We start from the raw sequence: 17,159 nt of genomic DNA, 5'->3' as shown, positions 1-17,159 counted from the left end.
TAAGGCAATCTATCTCACCGCTAAGAGATCCGCTAGGCTGGGCCGATGACAGATCACGTCGACCGCGTGCTGGAGCAGTGGGGCGCCGAGCGCCCCGATCTCGATGCGTCCCCCATGGCGGTGATCGGGCGTCTGAGGCGGCTCTCCCGGCTGATCGACACCGAGCTGCGCCGTACCTTCGCCGCGCACGGCCTCGACGCCGCGTCGTTCGACGTGCTCGCCACACTGCGCCGCAGCGGCCCGCCGTACCGCCTGACCCCGGCCGAGCTGATGCGGACCGCGATGGTCACCTCGGGGGCCATCACCCAGCGCCTGGACCGCCTCGAAAGCCGCGGCCTGGTGGCGCGTACGCCGAGCGCGGTGGACGGCCGCGTCGTGCACGTCGCGCTCACCGACGAGGGGTACGCGCTCATCGACCGGGCCCTGCCCGACCACATCGCCAACGAGCACCGCCTGCTCGCCGCCCTCGGCACGGCCGAGCGCGACGCCCTCGCCGACGCGCTGCGGAACCTGCTGGAGTCGCTGGGCGACAGCACGGGTCCAGCGCGATGATGGACATGACGGGTTCTTCCACCCTGGAGGGAGCGGAACGTCATGCTGGAGATGAAGAACGTCAGAGAAGCCGACGAGAGCCGAGATTTCCCCAAGGGGCATCTCGACGTCGTCAGCCTGCCGGGCATGAACTTCGGCGTGGCCAAGTTCGAGCCGGGCTGGCGCTGGTCGGATTCGGTACGCCCGCTGGCCGGGACCGACAGCTGCCAGTTCTCGCACATCGGCTTCGTCGCCGAGGGGCGCCTGCATGTCCTGATGGACGACGGCACGGAGGGCGAGGCGGGCCCCGGCGACCTGTTCGTGTGCTCGCCGGGGCACGACGCCTGGGTGGTCGGGGACGAGGCGGCCGTGGTCTACGACATGGCCGGTGAGATAACCGACTACGCGAAGCCGCAGAACACCTGAGAGTTGCAGAACACCTGAGAGTCAACCCTGAGAGTTACGGGGCGGAGCCCGCGAGCCAGGAGGCCACGCTCTCGGCGATGGGCTGGCCGGTGTGCAGCTCGATGAAGCCGAACTGGCCCCCTTGGTTGCATTCGAGGAACCACCAGGTCCCGTCGGTGTCCTCCGCGAAGTCGAACGCGCTGTACGCCAGGCCCGCGAGCCTGGTGTAGTCGTGGACGGCGCGGGCGATGCGCTCCGGGACCGCCGTGGGCTCCCAGGTGTGCCCGGTCGTGTCGTAGCGGCCGTCGACCTGGCCGGGCGGGGACGCCTTCCGGGCGGCGAAGAGCCGGCCTCCGACGCTGGTGAGACGGATGTCGGCCCGCTTGGGGATGTACTGCTGAAGGAGCGTCGGGCCCGCGGTGACCGCCGCGAAGTCGGTGTCCGGTCCTATGCGCGTGGTCGGCAGGGTGGTCGGCTCGTCGCCGCTGGGCGGCCCGGTCGCGGACTTCACCACGATGTCCTGGTACTGGGCCGCGAACTGGCGGGCGATCCGCGGAAATGTGGTGATCAGCGTCGGCGGAACGGCGAACCCGCTGCGGTGGGCGGCGTGCAGCTGCCACGGCTTGCACCGGGCCTGCGCCGCCGCGCAGGGATGGTTCATCCACCGCGCGCTGGTGGAGTACAGCGTTCCGTACAGGGCCTGGCCGGCCTCGGCGGTGAGCCAGGCGGACGGGGCGGGTGCGTGTGCCGCGGGCTCGCCCGGTCTCCTGACCCAGATCGAGCGCAGGGCATCCATGCTCAACAGCCGCCCGCCGACCGTCACATGGCCGTAGAAGTCACCGCGCACGTACTCGGCCGAGAGCGCGGCCTCCCCGGGGAGGTCGGCGGGGTCCAGGCGTACCAGCGGAACTCCGCGTTCGTGCAGCTCGGCCACGACCATGTCCGCGGTGACGTCCTGTTTGCAGGTCAGGATCAGCACAGTCATCGGGTGCGTCCGGGACGGTCAGTCGTCGAAGTGCGTCTTGGAGCCGGCCGTGGATGCGGTGGCGCCCACCGCCAGGAGCACGGCCCGGTCGCTGATGGCCGGCCGGCCGTCGGGCAGCACGTTCAACTGCAGGGTGGAGTCATAGGTGTAGGGGGTGACGTCCGGTGAATCCTCGGCCGGTAGTGCGTAGTTCAGCGCGAATGGTCGCATGCTTCTCCTCCAGTCCCCGTGGTGTGCTTCGGCCACTCAGGTAACAGCCACACACGTAACTGTACGTACCGGCGAGGTAATGGTCTCAGTACGTACCGTCATATCCGGGGCTGTGCGGGGTGAAGGCGGTCACACCGCCCAGGGGTTCCGGCCGGTGGGAGACAATGGCCTCGTCCGGAGCGCGCAAGTGAGCGCGCATGCCTTGCGGCAGGAGATCGCGCGCGTTGTCCCCCGAGTCCGAAGTCCCCGCCACCGATGCGAGCCGCCTGGGTCTGATGTCCGACTGCTTCGGGTTGTGTTGTGTGGCCCTGCCCTTCGCGGCCTCCGCCGACTTCGCGGCCGACAAGGACGCCGGGCAGCCCTGCACGAACCTGCGCGCCGATTTCCGCTGCGGCATCCACTCACGCCTGCGGGAGCAGGGCTTTCCCGGGTGCACCGTCTTCGACTGCTTCGGCGCGGGACAGAAGGTCTCCCAGGTCACCTTCGGAGGTCAGGACTGGCGGCAGGCTCCGCATGCCGCGCGGCAGATGTTCGACGTCTTTCCCGTCATGCGCGGGCTCCACGAACTGCTCTGGTACCTCACCGAAGCGCTGGCCCTGCCGCCCGCCCGGCCCCTGCACGCCGATCTGCGCCGCGCGCGGGAGGAGATCGACCGGCTCACCCGCGCCAGCGCCGAAACCCTGGCGGCGCTGGACGTGGCGGCGCTCCGCGCGGACGTCAACGTCCTGCTGCTACGCGCCGGCGAACTGGTGCGGGCAGGCGTACCGGGCCGCAAGAAGAATCACCGCGGAGCCGATCTCATCGGCGCCCGGCTCAAGGGGGCCGACCTGCGGGGCGCGAATCTCCGCGGCGCGTATCTCATCGCCGCCGACCTCCGGGGCGCCGACCTGCGAGCGGCCGATCTGATCGGGGCGGACCTCCGGGACGCCGACCTGAGCGGCGCCGACCTCACCGGAAGCATCTTCCTCACCCAGTCCCAGCTCAACGCGGCCAAGGGGGACGCCGCAACCAGGCTGCCCCCGGCTCTCCGCCGCCCCGCCCACTGGCGCCCCGGGCCATAACAGGACCGGCCAAATCATGTCAAACGACCCATATCCTGCTGAAATGGCTGAAGCAGCGCTGACCCCAGGGAGCGGCGCGCGCACTGTCGTGGAGGCTGCCCTGTCGAACCGGGAAGGCGAGCATGCGCGGATGCTGGCACGGCTCCGCGCGACCGAACAGGCCGCCGAGCAGATCGGGACCACGCTCGACGAGCGGACGACCTGTGGGGAACTCGCGCGGTTCGTCTGCCCCTGGCTGTGCGACGCCGCGGCGGTGGAACTGTTCGCCGAGGACACACCCGCGAAGCACCCCCCGGCTGCCGAGACCCCGCCCCGCCGTTGCGCGACGACCGGCCAGGTGCATCTGCTGGAGTCGGAGACGGCCGTCCCGGTGCCGCTGGTCGCCCACGGCCGGATCTACGGTGTCCTGCTCACCGTCCGGGCGGGCGACCCCCTCACCGACCACGAGACGGCGACCGTCCAGTACGCGGCACGGCTGGCGGCCGTCCACCTCGGTCACGCCCGCCGGCACGCGGCGGCGCAGCGCACCGCCCTGAACCTCCAGCGGGCGCTGCTGAGCGAACCGGGCCGCCCGCACCCCAACCTCGAACTGGCCACCCGCTATCTGCCGACCGGCTCCAGCACCCTCGTCGGTGGCGACTGGTACGAGACCGTACGCCTGCACTACGGGCGCACCCTGCTCGTCATGGGCGACGTCATGGGGCACGGAATCGACGCCGCGGTCGACATGAACGCGTACCGCTCCATGCTCCGCTACGTCGCCTCGACCGATCTGCCGCCGCACCGCGTGCTGCGCCAGCTCGACGCCGCGGTGTCCGAGGACGGCGTCCGGCGCCCCGCGACCTGCCTGCTCGTCCGCGCCGATCCCGCGCGCGGCATCGCCACGTTCTCCAGCGCGGGACACCTGCCGCCCGTGGTGTTCACGAGCGAGGGCACCGCCGACGTACTGCACGTGCCGGTGGGGCCGCCCCTGGGCACCGGGCTGGGCGGGTACGAACCCGTCACCCGCCGGCTCACGCCGGAGGAGACGCTGCTGATGTTCACCGACGGTCTCGTGGAGCGGCGCGGAGAGGACATCGACGAGTCCCTGTCCCGGCTGGCCGGGCTGCGCATGCCCGCCGGAGCCGGTGTGGACGAGATCCTGGACGAGGTACTGACCCGGCTCGACGCGTATCACGCCGAGGACGACGTCGCCGTCCTCGCGGCACGTTTCCGGTACCGCCCGGCCCCCGCACCGGCCGGCTCCTGAACCGCCCGGCGGGTGCCCCGTGCGGTCTTGTGCGGGTGGATGGACAGACCTGTCTGTCACTGACACGGTGAAGGCATGTCGCAAAGGACAGCACCGTCCCACCCGGACTGCTCGTACGCCCTGGACGTACGCACCCGCCGCAGCGGCGGCAGCGCCGTCCTCACGCCGTGCGGAGACATCGACCACGAATCCGTCCGGGACCTCGACGCGGCCCTGGCGACCCTGCCCGCCGGTACGGACAGCGTGGTCCTCAACATGGCGGAGTGCGCCTTCATGGACTCGGCCGGACTGCACTTCCTGGAGCGGCTGGACGACTTCGGCCGCTCGCGCCGGATTCCGGTGGCCGCCGTCAACTGGCTCCACCAGCCCCGCAGGCTGGTGGAACTCAGCCGCAACCTGCCCGCGGCGCCGGCGAGCCTCGCCGACATGGTCTGATCACCCGCGCGTGCGGGCCTCGATCAGGAAGCGCGTCGTATGCGCGAGGAACGGGCCCTCGGACGCGATCTTCTCGTGCAGGTCGCGCAGCCGGTCGCGGTACTGCCCGACGGTGAAGCCGGGGACCATCCAGACCACCTTCCGCAGGAAGTAGACCACCGCGCCGATGTCGGAGAACTCGGTCCGCAGCGACTCGAACCGCAGGTCGACCACCTCCAGACCCGCCGCCTCCGCCTCCTTACGGGCATCGTCGGGATGGCGCGCGCGGCGGACCTCCGCCGGCTGCGGGCCGAGGAAGTACTCGACGAGCTCGAAGACGCTGGAGGGGCCGACCTGCTGGGAGAGGTACGTGCCGCCCGGCCGGAGCACCCGGGCGATCTCCTGCCACCACACGGTCACCGGATGGCGGCTGGTCACCAGGTCGAACGCCTCGTCCGCGAACGGCAGCGGCGGTTCGTCCTCGTCCGCGAACGGCAGCGGCGGTTCGTCCTCGTCCGCGACAACCACCGCCCCGAGCGGGTGCAGCAGCCGGGTGGCCTTCGCGAGGTTGGGCGGCCACGACTCGGTGGCCACCATCACCTTGGGCAGCTTCGCGGCCCCGGCGAGCACTTCGCCGCCGCCCGTCTGGATGTCCAGGGCGGCGGACACCCGGCCGAGCCTTTCGGCCATCAGCCGCTGGTAGCCCCAGGACGGCCGTTGTTCGGTGGCCCGGCCCTCCAGCCAGGAGAAGTCCCAGCCGTCCACGGAAACGGACTCGGCTTCAGCGATCAGATCGTCGAAACTACGCGTCATACCCGGATCATTACGGCAGACAGCCCGACGGGCCAACGGATATCCGGACAGGCCCTGGGGCCTGTCCGGCCCGTTACTTGACCGAGCCCGCCATCACCCCCTGGACGAAGTGCCGCTGGAAGGCGAAGAAGACGACCACCGGCACCACCAGGGACAGGAACGCCCCCGGTGCGAGCACGCCGATATTGCTGCCGAACTGCCGCATCTCGGACTGGAGGGCGACGGTGAGCGGCTGGGCATCGCTGTCCGCGAAGAGCAGTGCGACCAGCATGTCGTTCCAGACCCACAGGAACTGGAAGATGGCGAGGCTCGCGAGTGCCGGCCGGCCGAGCGGCAGGATCAGCCGGGAGAAGATCCGCCACTCCCCGCCGCCGTCCATGCGGGCCGCCTCCAGCATTTCGCGCGGGATCTCGGCGAAGTAGTTGCGCAGTAGGAAGATCGCGAAGGGCAGTCCGTACGCGACATGGAAGAGGACCACGCCCGGGATGGTGCCGAACAGGCCGACCGCGCCGAACAGTTTCGCCACCGGCAGCAGCCCGATCTGGACGGGCACCACGAGGAGCCCGACCACCACCAGGAAGATCACGTCGCGGCCGGGGAACTCCAGCCAGGCGAAGGCGTATCCGGCCAGCGCCGCGATCACCACGACCAGGACGGTGGTGGGCACCGAGATCAGTACGGTGTTCCAGAAGGATCCGGTGATGCCCGAGTCCTGGAGCAGCGCGGTGTAGTTGTCCAGGGACAGCTGCCCGGGGTCGGTCAGTGCCGTCCACCAGCCCGCTGCCGCGTTGTCCCGCTCGGAGCGCATCGAGGAGAGGAACAGCCCGGCGAGCGGAGTGATCCAGCCGAGCGCGACGACGATCAGGACGGCCTGGACCACTCCGTTGCCGAGCCACCGACCGATGATGCTGTGACCGCTCATTTTCCGCTCCCCCGGAAGCGCCGTACGTTGAAGATCATGGCGGGTACGACCAGCAGGAGCAGCAGCACGCTGAGGGCACTGCCCAGTCCCTGGTTGTTGCCGCCGCCGAAGGACACCAGCCACATCCGGGTCGCCAGTACACCGGCCTCTTCCTGCACCGGTCCCGGCGCGATGATGTAGACGAGGTCGAACACCTTCATCACGTTGATCACCAGCGTCACGAAGACCACCGTCAGCACCGGGGCGAGCAGCGGCACCGTGATCTTGCGGAAGATCTGGAACTCGGTGGCGCCGTCCATCCGGGCCGCCTCCAGCGCGTCCCGGGGGAGCGCCGCCAGCCCCGCGCCGATCAGCACCATCGAGAAGCCGGTCCAGATCCAGAGATAGGCGCCGATGATGGCCGGGGTCACCAGGGCCGGTCCGAGCCAGGAGACGCCTTCGTAGGGGGCGGCGAAGTTCTCCCCGGGCAGCCGCACGGTGTACGAACCGGGCTCCAGGCCGGGCAGGTTGAACGAGCCGTCCGCGGCGGTGGTGGCCGTGGCGGCCACCCGGCCGTCCCGTACCGCCTCGACCGTCATCCGCGGCAGGCCCCGCTCGGCCGGGTCGACCTTGCCCGGCGTACCGCCTCCGCCGGGAGCGAAGTCGAGGTACACCACTCCGCCGACCGCGTCCGCGGCGGGCCCGGTGGCGGCTCGGGCGCGGTCGGCGCCGGCCGGCATCTGGTCGGGTGCCACCCCGACGAAGCCGAGGCTGACCGACTGCCCGGGCCGGACCGCGCCGGCGGTGCGATACCCGCCGCCCGGGTCCCGGGCCAGGCCCTGGTTCTCCCGGGCCCGGGCGGTGGGATAGGCGGACCGGTCGTTGAAGGCGTCGTGGACACCGACGACCGCCGCGTTGAGTACGCCCCGGTCGGGGTTCTGCTCGTAGGCGAGCCGGAAGATGATGCCGGCGGCGAGGAACGACACGGCCATGGGCAGGAAGAGCACGAGCTTGAACGCGGTCGCCCAGCGCACCTTCTCGGTGAGTACGGCGAGGACCAGCCCCAGTCCGGTCAGCAGGACCGGGGCGACGACCACCCAGATCGTGCTGTTGCGGATCGCCTTGAGGGTTGCCGGATCACGGAATATCTCGGCGTAGTTCCCGCCGCCGACGAAGCGGTCGCCGCTCGCGTCGAACAGGCTCCGGCCGACGGAGAACAGCACGGGGTAGACGACCAGCGCGCCGAGCAGCAGCAGGGCGGGCAGCACGAACAGCACCGCGATGTTGCGTTTCCTGCGCTGGGCCCGCCGCCGCGGGTCCCCGTCCCGTGGCACGGCGGCGGCCGGTGCCGGAGGGGCGGATGTGGTGACAGCCATGGTGTCCGGCCCTCAGTTCCGGTAGGCCTTGGCGGCCGCGGCTTCCAGCTTCGCCGCCGTGGCCTTCGGGTCGGAGGGGTCGCGCAGGAAGTCCTGGAGGAGCTTCCACTCGCCCGCGCCCTTGGTGCCGCCGAACGCGGCCGGGGCCTGGTCGGACATGTCGAAGCGGACCGAGTCACCGGCCTTGATCAGCGATTCGGCGGTGGCGCGGGTGGTGTCGTCGGCGTAGGAGGCGGGGTCCACCTCCTTGTTGGGGGACAGGAAGCCTCCCGCTCCGGCCCAGACGGAGGCGGCCTCGGGCGTGGCCAGGAACTCCAGCAGCCGCATCGCGGCCTTCTGGTTCTTGCCCTCCTTGATCACCACGGCCGCGTCGCCGCCGCTCACCACGGGCGCCTTCCCGGCGCCCACGGCGGGGAACGGGAAGAACTTGGCGTCCTCGCCGAGCTTCTTGCCGAACTCGTCCTTGGCTATTCCGCCGACGAAGTCGCCCTCATAGACCATGCCGGCCTTCGGCGCGGGTCCGAAGACCTGCTCGACCGACGCGGGGAAGTCGGTGCGCAGCGCGCCGTCCGAGCCGCCGGCGACCAGCTGCTTGTCCTTGAACAGCTCACCCAGCGTGGTGAGTGCCTGGACCACGCTCGCGTCGGTCCAGGGCAGCGTGTGCGCTGCCAGCTGGTCGTACTTCTCGGGCCCGGCCTGGGAGAGGTAGATGTTCTCGAACCAGTCGGTGAGGGTCCAGCCGTCCTCGCCCGCGACGGAGAAGGCCGGGAGCCCGGAGTCGGCCAGGGTGCGGCCCGTGGTGAGCATCTCCGCGTAGTTCTTCGGCTCGGCCACGCCGGCCTGCTCGAACGCGCTCGGGCTGTACCAGACGGTGGACTTGTGGGCGGCCTTGAAGTACAGCCCGTAGTACGTCTTGTCGACGGTGCCGTAGTTCTTCCACACGTCGGCGAGACTGGCCCCGGCGGTCGTCGCCGTCTTCGGCGACAGCGGTGCGAGCCAGCCCTCCTCGGCGAACTGCTTCAGGACACCGACCTGAGGCACCATCACCACGTCGGGGGCGTTGCCGCCCTCGATCTTGCTGCCGACGAAGGTGGAGACGTTGTCACCGGTGGGCACGAAGTCGGTCTTGGCGCCGGTCTTCTCGGTGAACGCGTCCAGCACCTTCTTGAAGTTCTTCTGCTCGCTGCCGGTCCAGACGCCGGCCACGGTCACGGTCTGGCCGCTGAGTTCCTTGCCGCTCGCCGGGCCCGGCGAGCCGCCGCAGGCGGTCGCGCCGAGGGTGAGGGCGAGTACGGCCGATGCCGCCGCCGTGGTCCGCCGGGCCGTGACGGGTCGTCGCGCAGGTCGCATGGGGGAGTCCTTCCGAAAGGCATACAGGGATGGGGAGAAGGGGGCGTGGTGCGGGGGGTATGGGGGTGGCCGAGGGGTTACGGGGTCACGGGCCGACGCAGTCGCCCGTCCACCACGCGGCGGTCGCTCCGGGGAGCACACCGTCCGGGCAGGGGCCGCTGGAGAGCAGCGGGGTTCCGGGGACCGGTGCGGGCACCGGCTCGGTACCGAAGTTGACCGCGCAGATCAGCCCGTCGCCGCGGGCCATGGCGAGGACCTGTGGGGGCGCTTCCAGCCAGCGCAGCGTGCCCTCGCCCAACTGCGGCAGGCTGTGGCGCAGCTGAAGCCCTTCGCGGTACAGGTGCCAGAAGGACCGGGTGTCGGACAGGGCCCGGTCGGTGGCGTGCTCGGCGAACCACTCGGGCTGCGGCAGCCACGGCCGCGCACCGGCCGCGCCCTGGCTGAAGCCGAACGGCGAGGCGTGACCGGACCAGGGCAGCGGCACCCGGCAGCCGTCCCGGATGCGCTTGCGGCTGCCGGTGCGGTGGAAGATCGGATCGGTCAGGACGTCGTCCGGCAGGTCCAGGACTTCCGGGAGGCCGAGTTCCTCGCCCTGGTAGACGTAGGCGGCGCCGGGCAGCGCCAGCATCAGCAGGGCGGCGGCGCGGGCCCGTGCGGCGCCGAGGCCGCTGGCCTCCACGCCCGGCTCACCCGCGTAACGGGTGACCGTGCGGACCTGGTCGTGATTGTTGAGCACCCAGGTGACGGTGGAGCCGGTCCCGGCGATGTCGCGTATCGCCTCCCTGATGGTCGCCCGGAAGGCGCCGGCGTCCCAGGGGGCGCTGAGCAGGTCGAAGAAGAACGCCTGGTGCAGTTCGTCGGACCGTACGTACTCGGCGTGCTCACGCGCAGTCGGTACGGACACCTCGCCCACCAGCAGCCGCTCGTTGCCGTCCCGGGCCGTGTACTCCTCGCACACCGACCGCCAGCGCCGCCACACCTGGTGCACCTCGGGCTGGTTCCACGCCAGCGGGTTCACCGAGTCCCGGGCCCGCTCGTCGGCGTCGGGGTCGGCCGAGTCGGGCAGTTCGGGGTGCTTGAAGAGACCGGCGGCGACGTCGATACGGAAGCCGTCCACGCCCCGGTCCAGCCAGAAGCGCAGCACCTGCTCGAAGGAGTCGCCGACCTCGGGATTGCGCCAGTTCAGGTCGGGCTGCTGCGGGGTGAACAGGTGCAGGTACCACTGCCCCGGGGTGCCGTCCGGCTCCGTGATCCGGCTCCAGGCGGGGCCGCCGAACATCGCCCGCCAGTTGTTGGGGGGCTCGGCGCCGTCCGGCCCGCGGCCGTCGGCGAAGTGGAACCGGGCGCGGGCGGCGCTGCCGGCGCCCGCGCCGAGTGCTTCGCGGAACCACGGGTGCTCGCTGGAGCAGTGGTTGGGGACGATGTCCAGCAGCAGTTTGAGCCCGAGCCGGCGGGCGTCGGCCATCAGCAGGTCGAACTCGGCCAGGTCACCGTAGACGGGGTCGACGTCGCAGTAGTCCGCCACGTCGTAGCCGTGGTCGTGCTGGGGCGACGGATAGAACGGGCTGAGCCAGATCCCGTCGACACCGAGCTTCCGCAGATACGGCAGGCCCGCGCGTACGCCGGCCAGATCGCCGATGCCGTCCCCGGTGCTGTCGAGGAAGCTGCGTACGTACACCTGGTAGATCACCGCATCGCGCCACCAGGCGGTGGAGGCGGTGGTGCGGGAAGGGTGGCCGACACCGGCCGGAAGAGCTGTGAGCATCTCGCGTTGACCTGTTCCTGCTGGATGCGAGAGCGCCCCAGAGCGGGTGCGCTGTTATGCATGCATGTTAAGTAGCAGTGACCAGCGAGTGTCAACGATGTGGCAAGAAGCCGCCCAGGTATGCCCGTTATCTGATGGTATGCAGCAAGGGGTGTGCGGGCGCGGATACCTAACATGAAAGTAGCGAGGGGAGGGTGAGGGCTTGATTCAGCCCTTGCGGGAGATCGATCCCAGCTCGCGGGACAACCGCGCCACCGCCTGCTCCGGCGTCTCACGGAGCGCCATCACGTCCTGTACTACCGCCTGCACCGCGAGGCTCACCTGGTCGTACCGCGGACTCTTGGGGCGCGGCTCGGCCGCCAGCACGCTCTGCCGCAGTGTCGGCAGATACGGGAAGGCCTTGACCAGCGCCGGGTCCTCGTAAAGCGCCGCGCGCACCGGGGGCAGCGAACCCTCGGTGAGCACCTGCCGCTGCACCCGCTCACTGGTGAGGTAGGCGATCAGATCGGCCGCCGACTCCGGATGCCGGGAGTGGCTGCTGACCGCCAGGTTGGAACCGCCCAGCACGCTGGTGCCCGGCCCGTCCGGGCCGGGCAGCGGGACCGCCCCGAACTTCCCGGCCACCTTCGACCCCTTGGCGCCCGCGACCGCGTACACGTACGGCCAGTTCCGCAGGAAGAGCAGCCGGCCGTCCTGGAACGCCTGCCGGGACTCCTCCTCCTTGTAGCCGCGGGCCTCCGGGGAGATCCAGCCGTCCCGTACCCCGCCCGCCAGGAACTCCAGCCCGGCGCGGGCCGCGGCCGAGTCGACCGTGACCCGGGCGCCGTCATCCCTCAGGAAGGACCCGCCGGCCGAGTGCACGGCCTCGGTGGCGTTCACCGTGAGCCCCTCGTACGGCAGGAACTGGCCCGCGTACCCGTCCATGCCGTACTTCGGCGCGAGGGTCCGGGCCTGCCGGGCCAGCTCCGCCCAGGTGCGCGGCGGCGATTCGCCCTCCCGCCGCAGGACGTCGGAGCGGTAGTAGAGCAGTCCGGCGTTGGTGACATAGGGGACTGCGTACAGGCGGTCGTCGAAGGTGGCGGTGTCCACGACCGGCGGCAGGAAGGTGTCCAGCGGGAAGCGGTCCGGCTTCAGCGGACGGATCCAGCCGGCCGCGGCGAACTCGGAGGTCCACGCCACGTCGATGTTCAGGACGTCGAAGCGGTCACTTCCGGAGCGCAGCTCACTGATCATCTGGGCGCGGGTCTCGTCGGCCGAGTCGGGCAGCTCGACGAGGGTCACCCGTTCCCCGGGGCGGTCGCGGTTCCAGTCGTCCAGCAACGGACCCAGGTACTCGGTGAGATCGCCGGCCGTCACGAGCGTCATGGGCCCGCGCCCCGAAACGGGCCCGGCCTCCGCCGCTCCGGGCCGGCCGCCGAAACCCGAGTAACCGGCCAGCAGCACCACGACCACGAGGAGAGCCCTGCCCGCGGTATGCATCCACCGCACAGGTTCCTCCCAGAGCGCCGATCCGGCCGCACCGCCGTTCATCGTGGCCTATGTATACCCGTTAGGCATGGGCGATACTAGACACCCTGGCAGGGAAAGCGGGTGGCGTATACCACGTCCCGCCTCCGAGCCAACAAGAAACTACCGAACGGGAGGGAGGGGGAGCGCGTGCGGCTGCCGCTCCTGGCACTCCTCACCCGCGGCCCGGCGCACGGTTACGAGCTCAAGCAGGACCTTGAGAAGCTCCTGGGCGCCGCGTACCCTCAGCCGAACGTCGGCCAGATCTATGTCACCCTGGGGCGGCTGGAAAAGGCCGGTCTGATCGCCGGCGAGGACATCGAGCAGTCGGGCAGGCCCAACAAGCGTACGTACCGGCTGACCGACGCCGGCCACGAGGCCGTACTCGGCTGGTTCGACGAGACCACCGACGAGCCGCGGGTGCGGGACGAGTTCTTCATCAAGCTCGCACTCGCCCCCCGGTCGGGGCTGGCCGACCCGATCGCCCTGATCAACAAGCAGCGGCGGCAGTACCTGAACACCATGCGCGATCTGTCGAAGCTGGCCGCGGCGGAAGACCGGGACAACCGGATCTCCCAGCTGCTGATCGAGGGCGCCATGCTGCATCTGCAAGCCGACCTCGACTGGCTGGAACGCTGTCAGGAGGAGCTGGAATGAGCGACGACACCGCTCCTGGCGGGACAGGCGCCCCCGCCCCCGGGAGCCCGGTGCCGATCGTGCGCGCCGAAGGACTGACCAAGACCCATCACGGCGAAGGCGCACCCGTCGCAGCCGTACGGGGAGTGGACCTCACCGTCCAGCCCGGTGAATTCGTGGCCGTCACGGGGCCGTCCGGTGCCGGAAAGTCCACCCTGCTGCACCTCATCGGCGGGCTCCAGCGCCCCGACAGCGGCCGCCTGTGGCTCGATGGCAAGCGGGTGGACACCTTTTCCGAGGCCCGCTGGGCGGTGCTGCGCCGGCGGAGCATCGGCGTCGTGTTCCAGTTCTTCAACCTCGTCTCCGACCTCACCGTCGCCGACAACGTCGAACTGCCCGCGCTGCTCGCCGGCGCCTCGCCCAGGTCGGCCCGGGACAGCCGCGCCGAACTGCTCGCCGAACTCGGCCTCGAAGGCCGGGAGCGGTCCATGCCCGGTGAGCTCTCCGGCGGAGAGCAGCAGCGGGTCGCCCTCGCCAGGGCCCTGGTCAACCACCCCGCGCTGCTCCTCGCCGACGAACCGGCCGGCAGCCTGGACAGCAAGGGCACCCGGGAGGTGCTGCGGCTGCTGACCCGCTTCCACCAGCGCGGCCAGACGATCCTGCTGGTCACCCACGACGCCCGGATGGCCAGCGCGGCCGACCGGGTCATCAGCTTCTTCGACGGACGCATAGCCGACGACGCGGCGCTCGGCGGCGGGCCCGGGAGCCCCGGCCGAGGAGTTTCCGGCGTACTCGAACTGAAGGAGTGACCGTGCGGGCCACCCTGCGCTGGGCGCACGCCGATCTCCGGGCACACCGCGGCCAGGCCCTCTTCGTCGTCCTGGCCAGCGCCGGCATCATCGCCTCCCTGCTGCTCGCCGGGGCACTGTTCAGCTACGCGGCCAACCCCTGGCAGCGGATCTTCACCCAGTCCCAGGGCGCCCACGTCTGGCTCCACACCCGGGCCGCCGCCGACGCCGGCGCGCTGTCGGGGCTGGACGGTGTCGCCGGGGTCTCCGGGCCGTTCCGCACCGCGCAGACCACCATGGAGTCGCGCGGCGCCAGGGCGGGCGTGTCCCTGCGCGCGGCGGACACCCGGCCGCCGGAGACCGGCCGGCCGCTGGTCACGGCGGGCAGCTGGCTCGCCCCGCCGGCAGGCGGCGGCGACACCGTCGTACTGGAGAGCTCGGTCGCCCGGGTGCTGTGGGCGGAGCCGGGCGACACGCTGACCGTCGCCGGACCGGACGGCACATCCCACCCCGTCAGGGTGGCCGGGGTCGCCGAGGCCGCCGAACCCCGGCACCTGCCCGGCGGCCGGCCGGGCATCGGCTGGGTGCTGCCGGCCACGCTCGACCGCATCGCACCGGGCAGCGCCGGGCACAGCACGGGGCTGCGGCTGGACGACCCGGCCGACACCGACTTCACCGTCCAGCGCGCGGTCACCCTGCTCGGCGCCGACCGTGTCGCGCAGGTCACCACCTGGCAGCAGGCCCGTGCCGAGGCCGGTGGCGACGACCGGCTGCTCGGCCAGCTGTTCGCCGTCTTCGGGCTGGGTGCGCTGCTGGCCGCCGCGCTCGCCGCCTCCGGAGCCATCGGTGCCCGGATCCGTGGACAGCTCAGGGACATCGCCATCCTCAAAGCGATCGGGTTCACCCCCGGCCAGGTGATACGCGGCTTCCTCCTCCAGCACCTCGCCTTCGCCCTGCTCGGCGTCACCCTCGGCGCCACGGCGATCGCCCTGCTGGGCGCCCGGATACCCGGCCGGATCGGCGAGGCGGCCGCCGTGTGGCAGGACCTGCCCGGGTACACGGCGCTGATGCTCGGCATCCCGAGCGGCGCGGTCCTGCTGATCGCGGCCGCCACCGGTCTCGCGGCCTGGCGGGCCGGACGGGTCCCGCCGGTACCCGCCGCCCGGGCGGCGCTGCCCTCCGCCGCGCCCATGACCGGCCTCGGCCGCCGGGCGCTCGGGATGCGGGTGCCGCCCGCCCTGGTGCTCGGCTGGCGGGCGGCGTTCCCGCGCCGGCCCCGCACGCTGATCACCGTGGCCCGGCTGGCCCTGCCGCTGCTCATGATCACGGTCGCGCTGGTCGCCTGGTCCACCCTGGACCAGTTCCGCAGCAGCCCCGCGCGGATGGGACTGCCCGCCGCCCTGACCGTACGGGCCGAGCGGCCCGGCAGCCTGACCGGCCAGGAACTCGACCGCACTCTGAGCGCGCCCCGGGACGTCGCCGCGGTCCATCCGGCGGTGGAGGTGGCCGCCCTGGTGCCGGGGCAGACCGGCACCATCACCCTGCGCGGGCTCGGTACCGCGCGCGACCCCTATCCGTTCACCGTCGCCGAGGGGCGTCCGGCCGACGGCCCGGACGAAGCGGTCGCCGGGCAGGGGCTGCTCGACCTGCTGGACGTCCGGGTCGGTGACTGGGTGCGTATGACGGTCGAGGGACGGCCGCAGATCCTGCACATCGTCGGGCGCAGCATCGAACCCGAAGCCGGCGGGCGGGTGATCTCCACGACGGTCGACACGCTCCGGGAACGCGACCCCGCGCTACGGGCCGACGTCCGCCATCTCGTCCTGCGGCCGGGCTCCGATCCCCGGTCGGTGAGCGCCGCCCTGGACGACGCGGCCGGGGGAGCCCTCGACATCCGCGAGACGCGCAACCCGGCGGACGGGCTGGATCCCGCGCGAGGGGTGATCGCGGCCCTGATCGCCGTACTGGCCCTGATCGGGCTCACCGAACTCCTGACCCTGATCGGTACCGGGGTCCGCGACCGCGGCCGCGATCTGCTTGCGCTCAAGGCCATTGGGCTGACTCCCCGGCAGATCAGCGCGGCCATCGTCGCGGCCGCCGGGTTCACCGCACTGGCCGCCGCCGTACTCGGCACGGGACTCGGCGTACTGTCGGGCAGCCGGCTGGTGGACATCCAGGGTCACTCCAGCGGCATGGGAGCCGGCATCGCCCACCTGCCGCCCGCGCTGCTGCTGGCCTCGGTCGTGGCCGCCGCGCTGCTGGGCGCCGTCGCGGCGGCCGCGCTGCCGGCCGCCCGGGCCGCCCGGCGCCGCCTGGCGGACTCCCTGAGCGAAACTCTCTGACCCGGACGGGTGCGCTTCGGTATGATCATCGGTACGGCGTCGCGTGTCGGTCACCGTCCGGGTGAGGCATGGAGGTGCCCGTGAGATTGCCCGATGGAGGCATTCCACCGTGTCGGTCCAGTTGAACCACACCATCGTCCACGCCCGGGACAACCGGGAATCCGCCGAATTCCTGGCGCACATCCTCGGCCTCGAGACCGGTCCCGAGTGGGGCCCGTTCATCCCCGTCGTCCTGAGCAACGGCATCACTCTGGACTTCGCGGCCATCCCGGCGGAGTCGATCACCCCGCAGCACTACGCGTTCCTGGTCACCGAGGAAGAGTTCGACGGCATCTTCGGGCGCATCCAGCACGTCGGCATCCGGTACTTCGCCGACCCGCACGGCAAGCAGCCCGACGAGATCAACCACAACGACGGCGGGCGCGGCATGTACTTCATGGATCCGGCCGGCCACGGCATGGAGGTCATCACCCGCCCCTACGGCGGCGGCGAGAGCTAGGGAGTGTCCGGCCGGTGAGCAGCCGGCTCATCGGCCACCGTCCCTGCTCGTGTGGGCGATGCACTCGACGTCGATCCGGTCGGCCAGCTTGGCCAGCTCGATGGTCAGCGCGGCCACGGTCTCCTCGTCGAGATCCGACCCGCCGGTGCGCACCGCGCGCAGCCAGCCCGCGCCCAGGCTCCGCAGCACACCGCTCACGTCCGCCGCCGCGGCGTGCAACACGCCCCGGTCGTCCGGGACCAGAGGCAGCGTCACTTCCTTCATCACTGTCCCTCTCCGGGGTCGGGCCGCGCGGGGGTCCGGACGCGACGACACCACTGTGTTCCCC

The 17,159-nt window shown here is 71.4% G+C and carries 18 protein-coding genes; 9 read left to right on the top strand and 9 right to left on the bottom strand.

The annotated features are described in order from the left end of the window. The first annotated feature begins 45 nt into the window (after positions 1–45). Both ACWV17_RS12990 and ACWV17_RS12985 read left to right on the top strand, forming a co-directional pair. The gene (locus ACWV17_RS12990; protein ID WP_455359794.1) at positions 46–552 is read left to right on the top strand and encodes a MarR family winged helix-turn-helix transcriptional regulator; all 507 of its coding nucleotides are present in this window, start codon (positions 46–48) and stop codon (positions 550–552) included. A gap of 42 nt (positions 553–594) precedes the next feature. Next, positions 595–957, top strand: a complete 363-nt coding sequence (locus ACWV17_RS12985; protein ID WP_455359793.1) for a cupin domain-containing protein — start codon at positions 595–597, stop codon at positions 955–957. A gap of 34 nt (positions 958–991) precedes the next feature. Here the strand turns inward: ACWV17_RS12985 and tgmB are convergent, their stop codons facing one another. Continuing rightward, the gene (gene tgmB, locus ACWV17_RS12980) at positions 992–1,921 is read right to left on the bottom strand and encodes an ATP-grasp ribosomal peptide maturase (protein WP_455359792.1); all 930 of its coding nucleotides are present in this window, start codon (positions 1,919–1,921) and stop codon (positions 992–994) included. An 18-nt stretch (positions 1,922–1,939) separates the two neighbouring features. Next, on the bottom strand, positions 1,940–2,131 hold the full coding sequence (tgmA, locus tag ACWV17_RS12975) for a putative ATP-grasp-modified RiPP (RefSeq protein WP_455354803.1): 192 nt from the start codon (positions 2,129–2,131) through the stop codon (positions 1,940–1,942). Positions 2,132–2,406: 275 nt separating this feature from the next. Here tgmA and ACWV17_RS12970 point away from each other — a divergent pair, with 275 nt between their 5' ends. The 3 genes from ACWV17_RS12970 (at position 2,407) to ACWV17_RS12960 (ending at position 4,876) form a co-directional block, all read left to right on the top strand. Beyond that, positions 2,407–3,192 carry a pentapeptide repeat-containing protein gene (locus ACWV17_RS12970; protein ID WP_455359888.1) on the top strand — a complete coding sequence of 262 codons (786 nt, stop codon included), beginning with the start codon at positions 2,407–2,409 and terminating at the stop codon, positions 3,190–3,192. A gap of 130 nt (positions 3,193–3,322) precedes the next feature. Next, positions 3,323–4,441 carry a PP2C family protein-serine/threonine phosphatase gene (locus tag ACWV17_RS12965; protein ID WP_455359887.1) on the top strand — a complete coding sequence of 373 codons (1,119 nt, stop codon included), beginning with the start codon at positions 3,323–3,325 and terminating at the stop codon, positions 4,439–4,441. Positions 4,442–4,516: 75 nt separating this feature from the next. Continuing rightward, on the top strand, positions 4,517–4,876 hold the full coding sequence (locus ACWV17_RS12960) for an STAS domain-containing protein (protein ID WP_455354801.1): 360 nt from the start codon (positions 4,517–4,519) through the stop codon (positions 4,874–4,876). Here ACWV17_RS12960 and ACWV17_RS12955 read toward each other — a convergent pair whose 3' ends face one another. The 6 genes from ACWV17_RS12955 to ACWV17_RS12930 form a co-directional block, all read right to left on the bottom strand. After that, complete coding sequence (locus tag ACWV17_RS12955) at positions 4,877–5,668, bottom strand: class I SAM-dependent methyltransferase (RefSeq protein ID WP_455359791.1); 792 nt, start codon at positions 5,666–5,668, stop codon at positions 4,877–4,879. It abuts the gene before it with no gap. A 73-nt stretch (positions 5,669–5,741) separates the two neighbouring features. Further along, positions 5,742–6,590 (bottom strand): carbohydrate ABC transporter permease, encoded by an 849-nt coding sequence (locus ACWV17_RS12950; protein ID WP_455354800.1) that lies wholly within the window; start codon positions 6,588–6,590, stop codon positions 5,742–5,744. Beyond that, complete coding sequence (locus ACWV17_RS12945) at positions 6,587–7,945, bottom strand: carbohydrate ABC transporter permease (RefSeq protein WP_455359790.1); 1,359 nt, start codon at positions 7,943–7,945, stop codon at positions 6,587–6,589. The genes ACWV17_RS12950 and ACWV17_RS12945 overlap by 4 nt, the downstream gene beginning before the upstream one ends. 12 nt (positions 7,946–7,957) lie before the next feature. Continuing rightward, a complete protein-coding gene (locus tag ACWV17_RS12940; RefSeq protein ID WP_455359789.1) occupies positions 7,958–9,295 on the bottom strand; it encodes an ABC transporter substrate-binding protein in 1,338 nt (445 codons plus the stop codon). An 85-nt stretch (positions 9,296–9,380) separates the two neighbouring features. Beyond that, the gene (locus tag ACWV17_RS12935) at positions 9,381–11,060 is read right to left on the bottom strand and encodes a glycoside hydrolase family 13 protein (RefSeq protein ID WP_455359788.1); all 1,680 of its coding nucleotides are present in this window, start codon (positions 11,058–11,060) and stop codon (positions 9,381–9,383) included. 207 nt (positions 11,061–11,267) lie between these two features. Beyond that, positions 11,268–12,548 (bottom strand): ABC transporter substrate-binding protein, encoded by a 1,281-nt coding sequence (locus ACWV17_RS12930; RefSeq protein ID WP_455359787.1) that lies wholly within the window; start codon positions 12,546–12,548, stop codon positions 11,268–11,270. Positions 12,549–12,716: 168 nt separating this feature from the next. On the opposite strand from ACWV17_RS12930, the gene ACWV17_RS12925 reads away from it, so the two are divergent. The 4 genes from ACWV17_RS12925 to ACWV17_RS12910 all read left to right on the top strand — a co-directional run bounded on the left by ACWV17_RS12925 (position 12,717) and on the right by ACWV17_RS12910 (position 16,831). Continuing rightward, positions 12,717–13,223 (top strand): PadR family transcriptional regulator, encoded by a 507-nt coding sequence (locus ACWV17_RS12925; RefSeq protein ID WP_455359786.1) that lies wholly within the window; start codon positions 12,717–12,719, stop codon positions 13,221–13,223. Continuing rightward, the gene (locus ACWV17_RS12920) at positions 13,220–14,011 is read left to right on the top strand and encodes an ABC transporter ATP-binding protein (protein WP_455359785.1); all 792 of its coding nucleotides are present in this window, start codon (positions 13,220–13,222) and stop codon (positions 14,009–14,011) included. The genes ACWV17_RS12925 and ACWV17_RS12920 overlap by 4 nt, the downstream gene beginning before the upstream one ends. A gap of 2 nt (positions 14,012–14,013) precedes the next feature. Further along, positions 14,014–16,332, top strand: coding sequence for an FtsX-like permease family protein (locus ACWV17_RS12915; RefSeq protein ID WP_455359784.1), 2,319 nt, complete (start codon positions 14,014–14,016; stop codon positions 16,330–16,332). Positions 16,333–16,441: 109 nt separating this feature from the next. Further along, positions 16,442–16,831, top strand: coding sequence for a VOC family protein (locus ACWV17_RS12910; RefSeq protein WP_455359783.1), 390 nt, complete (start codon positions 16,442–16,444; stop codon positions 16,829–16,831). Positions 16,832–16,858: 27 nt separating this feature from the next. On the opposite strand, the gene ACWV17_RS12905 is transcribed toward ACWV17_RS12910, so the two are convergent. Continuing rightward, complete coding sequence (locus tag ACWV17_RS12905; protein WP_455354793.1) at positions 16,859–17,098, bottom strand: DUF6213 family protein; 240 nt, start codon at positions 17,096–17,098, stop codon at positions 16,859–16,861. Positions 17,099–17,159 lie beyond the last annotated feature (61 nt).

The organism is Streptomyces mabaensis, from assembly GCF_053763515.1.
This window is presented reverse-complemented; position numbering and strand designations above follow the sequence as displayed.

Excerpts from the sequence above, each read along its gene's own strand:
- ACWV17_RS12965 (WP_455359887.1), top strand. The coding sequence starts at position 3,323 with ATGCTGGCACGGCTCCGCGCGACCGAACAGGCCGCCGAGCAGATCGGG.
- ACWV17_RS12955 (WP_455359791.1), bottom strand. The coding sequence starts at position 5,668 with ATGACGCGTAGTTTCGACGATCTGATCGCTGAAGCCGAGTCCGTTTCC.
- ACWV17_RS12950 (WP_455354800.1), bottom strand. The coding sequence starts at position 6,590 with ATGAGCGGTCACAGCATCATCGGTCGGTGGCTCGGCAACGGAGTGGTC.
- ACWV17_RS12940 (WP_455359789.1), bottom strand. The coding sequence starts at position 9,295 with ATGCGACCTGCGCGACGACCCGTCACGGCCCGGCGGACCACGGCGGCG.
- ACWV17_RS12960 (WP_455354801.1), top strand. The coding sequence starts at position 4,517 with ATGTCGCAAAGGACAGCACCGTCCCACCCGGACTGCTCGTACGCCCTG.
- ACWV17_RS12920 (WP_455359785.1), top strand. The coding sequence starts at position 13,220 with ATGAGCGACGACACCGCTCCTGGCGGGACAGGCGCCCCCGCCCCCGGG.
- ACWV17_RS12935 (WP_455359788.1), bottom strand. The coding sequence starts at position 11,060 with ATGCTCACAGCTCTTCCGGCCGGTGTCGGCCACCCTTCCCGCACCACC.
- ACWV17_RS12945 (WP_455359790.1), bottom strand. The coding sequence starts at position 7,945 with ATGGCTGTCACCACATCCGCCCCTCCGGCACCGGCCGCCGCCGTGCCA.
- ACWV17_RS12985 (WP_455359793.1), top strand. The coding sequence starts at position 595 with ATGCTGGAGATGAAGAACGTCAGAGAAGCCGACGAGAGCCGAGATTTC.
- ACWV17_RS12970 (WP_455359888.1), top strand. The coding sequence starts at position 2,407 with ATGTCCGACTGCTTCGGGTTGTGTTGTGTGGCCCTGCCCTTCGCGGCC.
- tgmA (WP_455354803.1), bottom strand. The coding sequence starts at position 2,131 with ATGCGACCATTCGCGCTGAACTACGCACTACCGGCCGAGGATTCACCG.
- ACWV17_RS12990 (WP_455359794.1), top strand. The coding sequence starts at position 46 with ATGACAGATCACGTCGACCGCGTGCTGGAGCAGTGGGGCGCCGAGCGC.
- tgmB (WP_455359792.1), bottom strand. The coding sequence starts at position 1,921 with ATGACTGTGCTGATCCTGACCTGCAAACAGGACGTCACCGCGGACATG.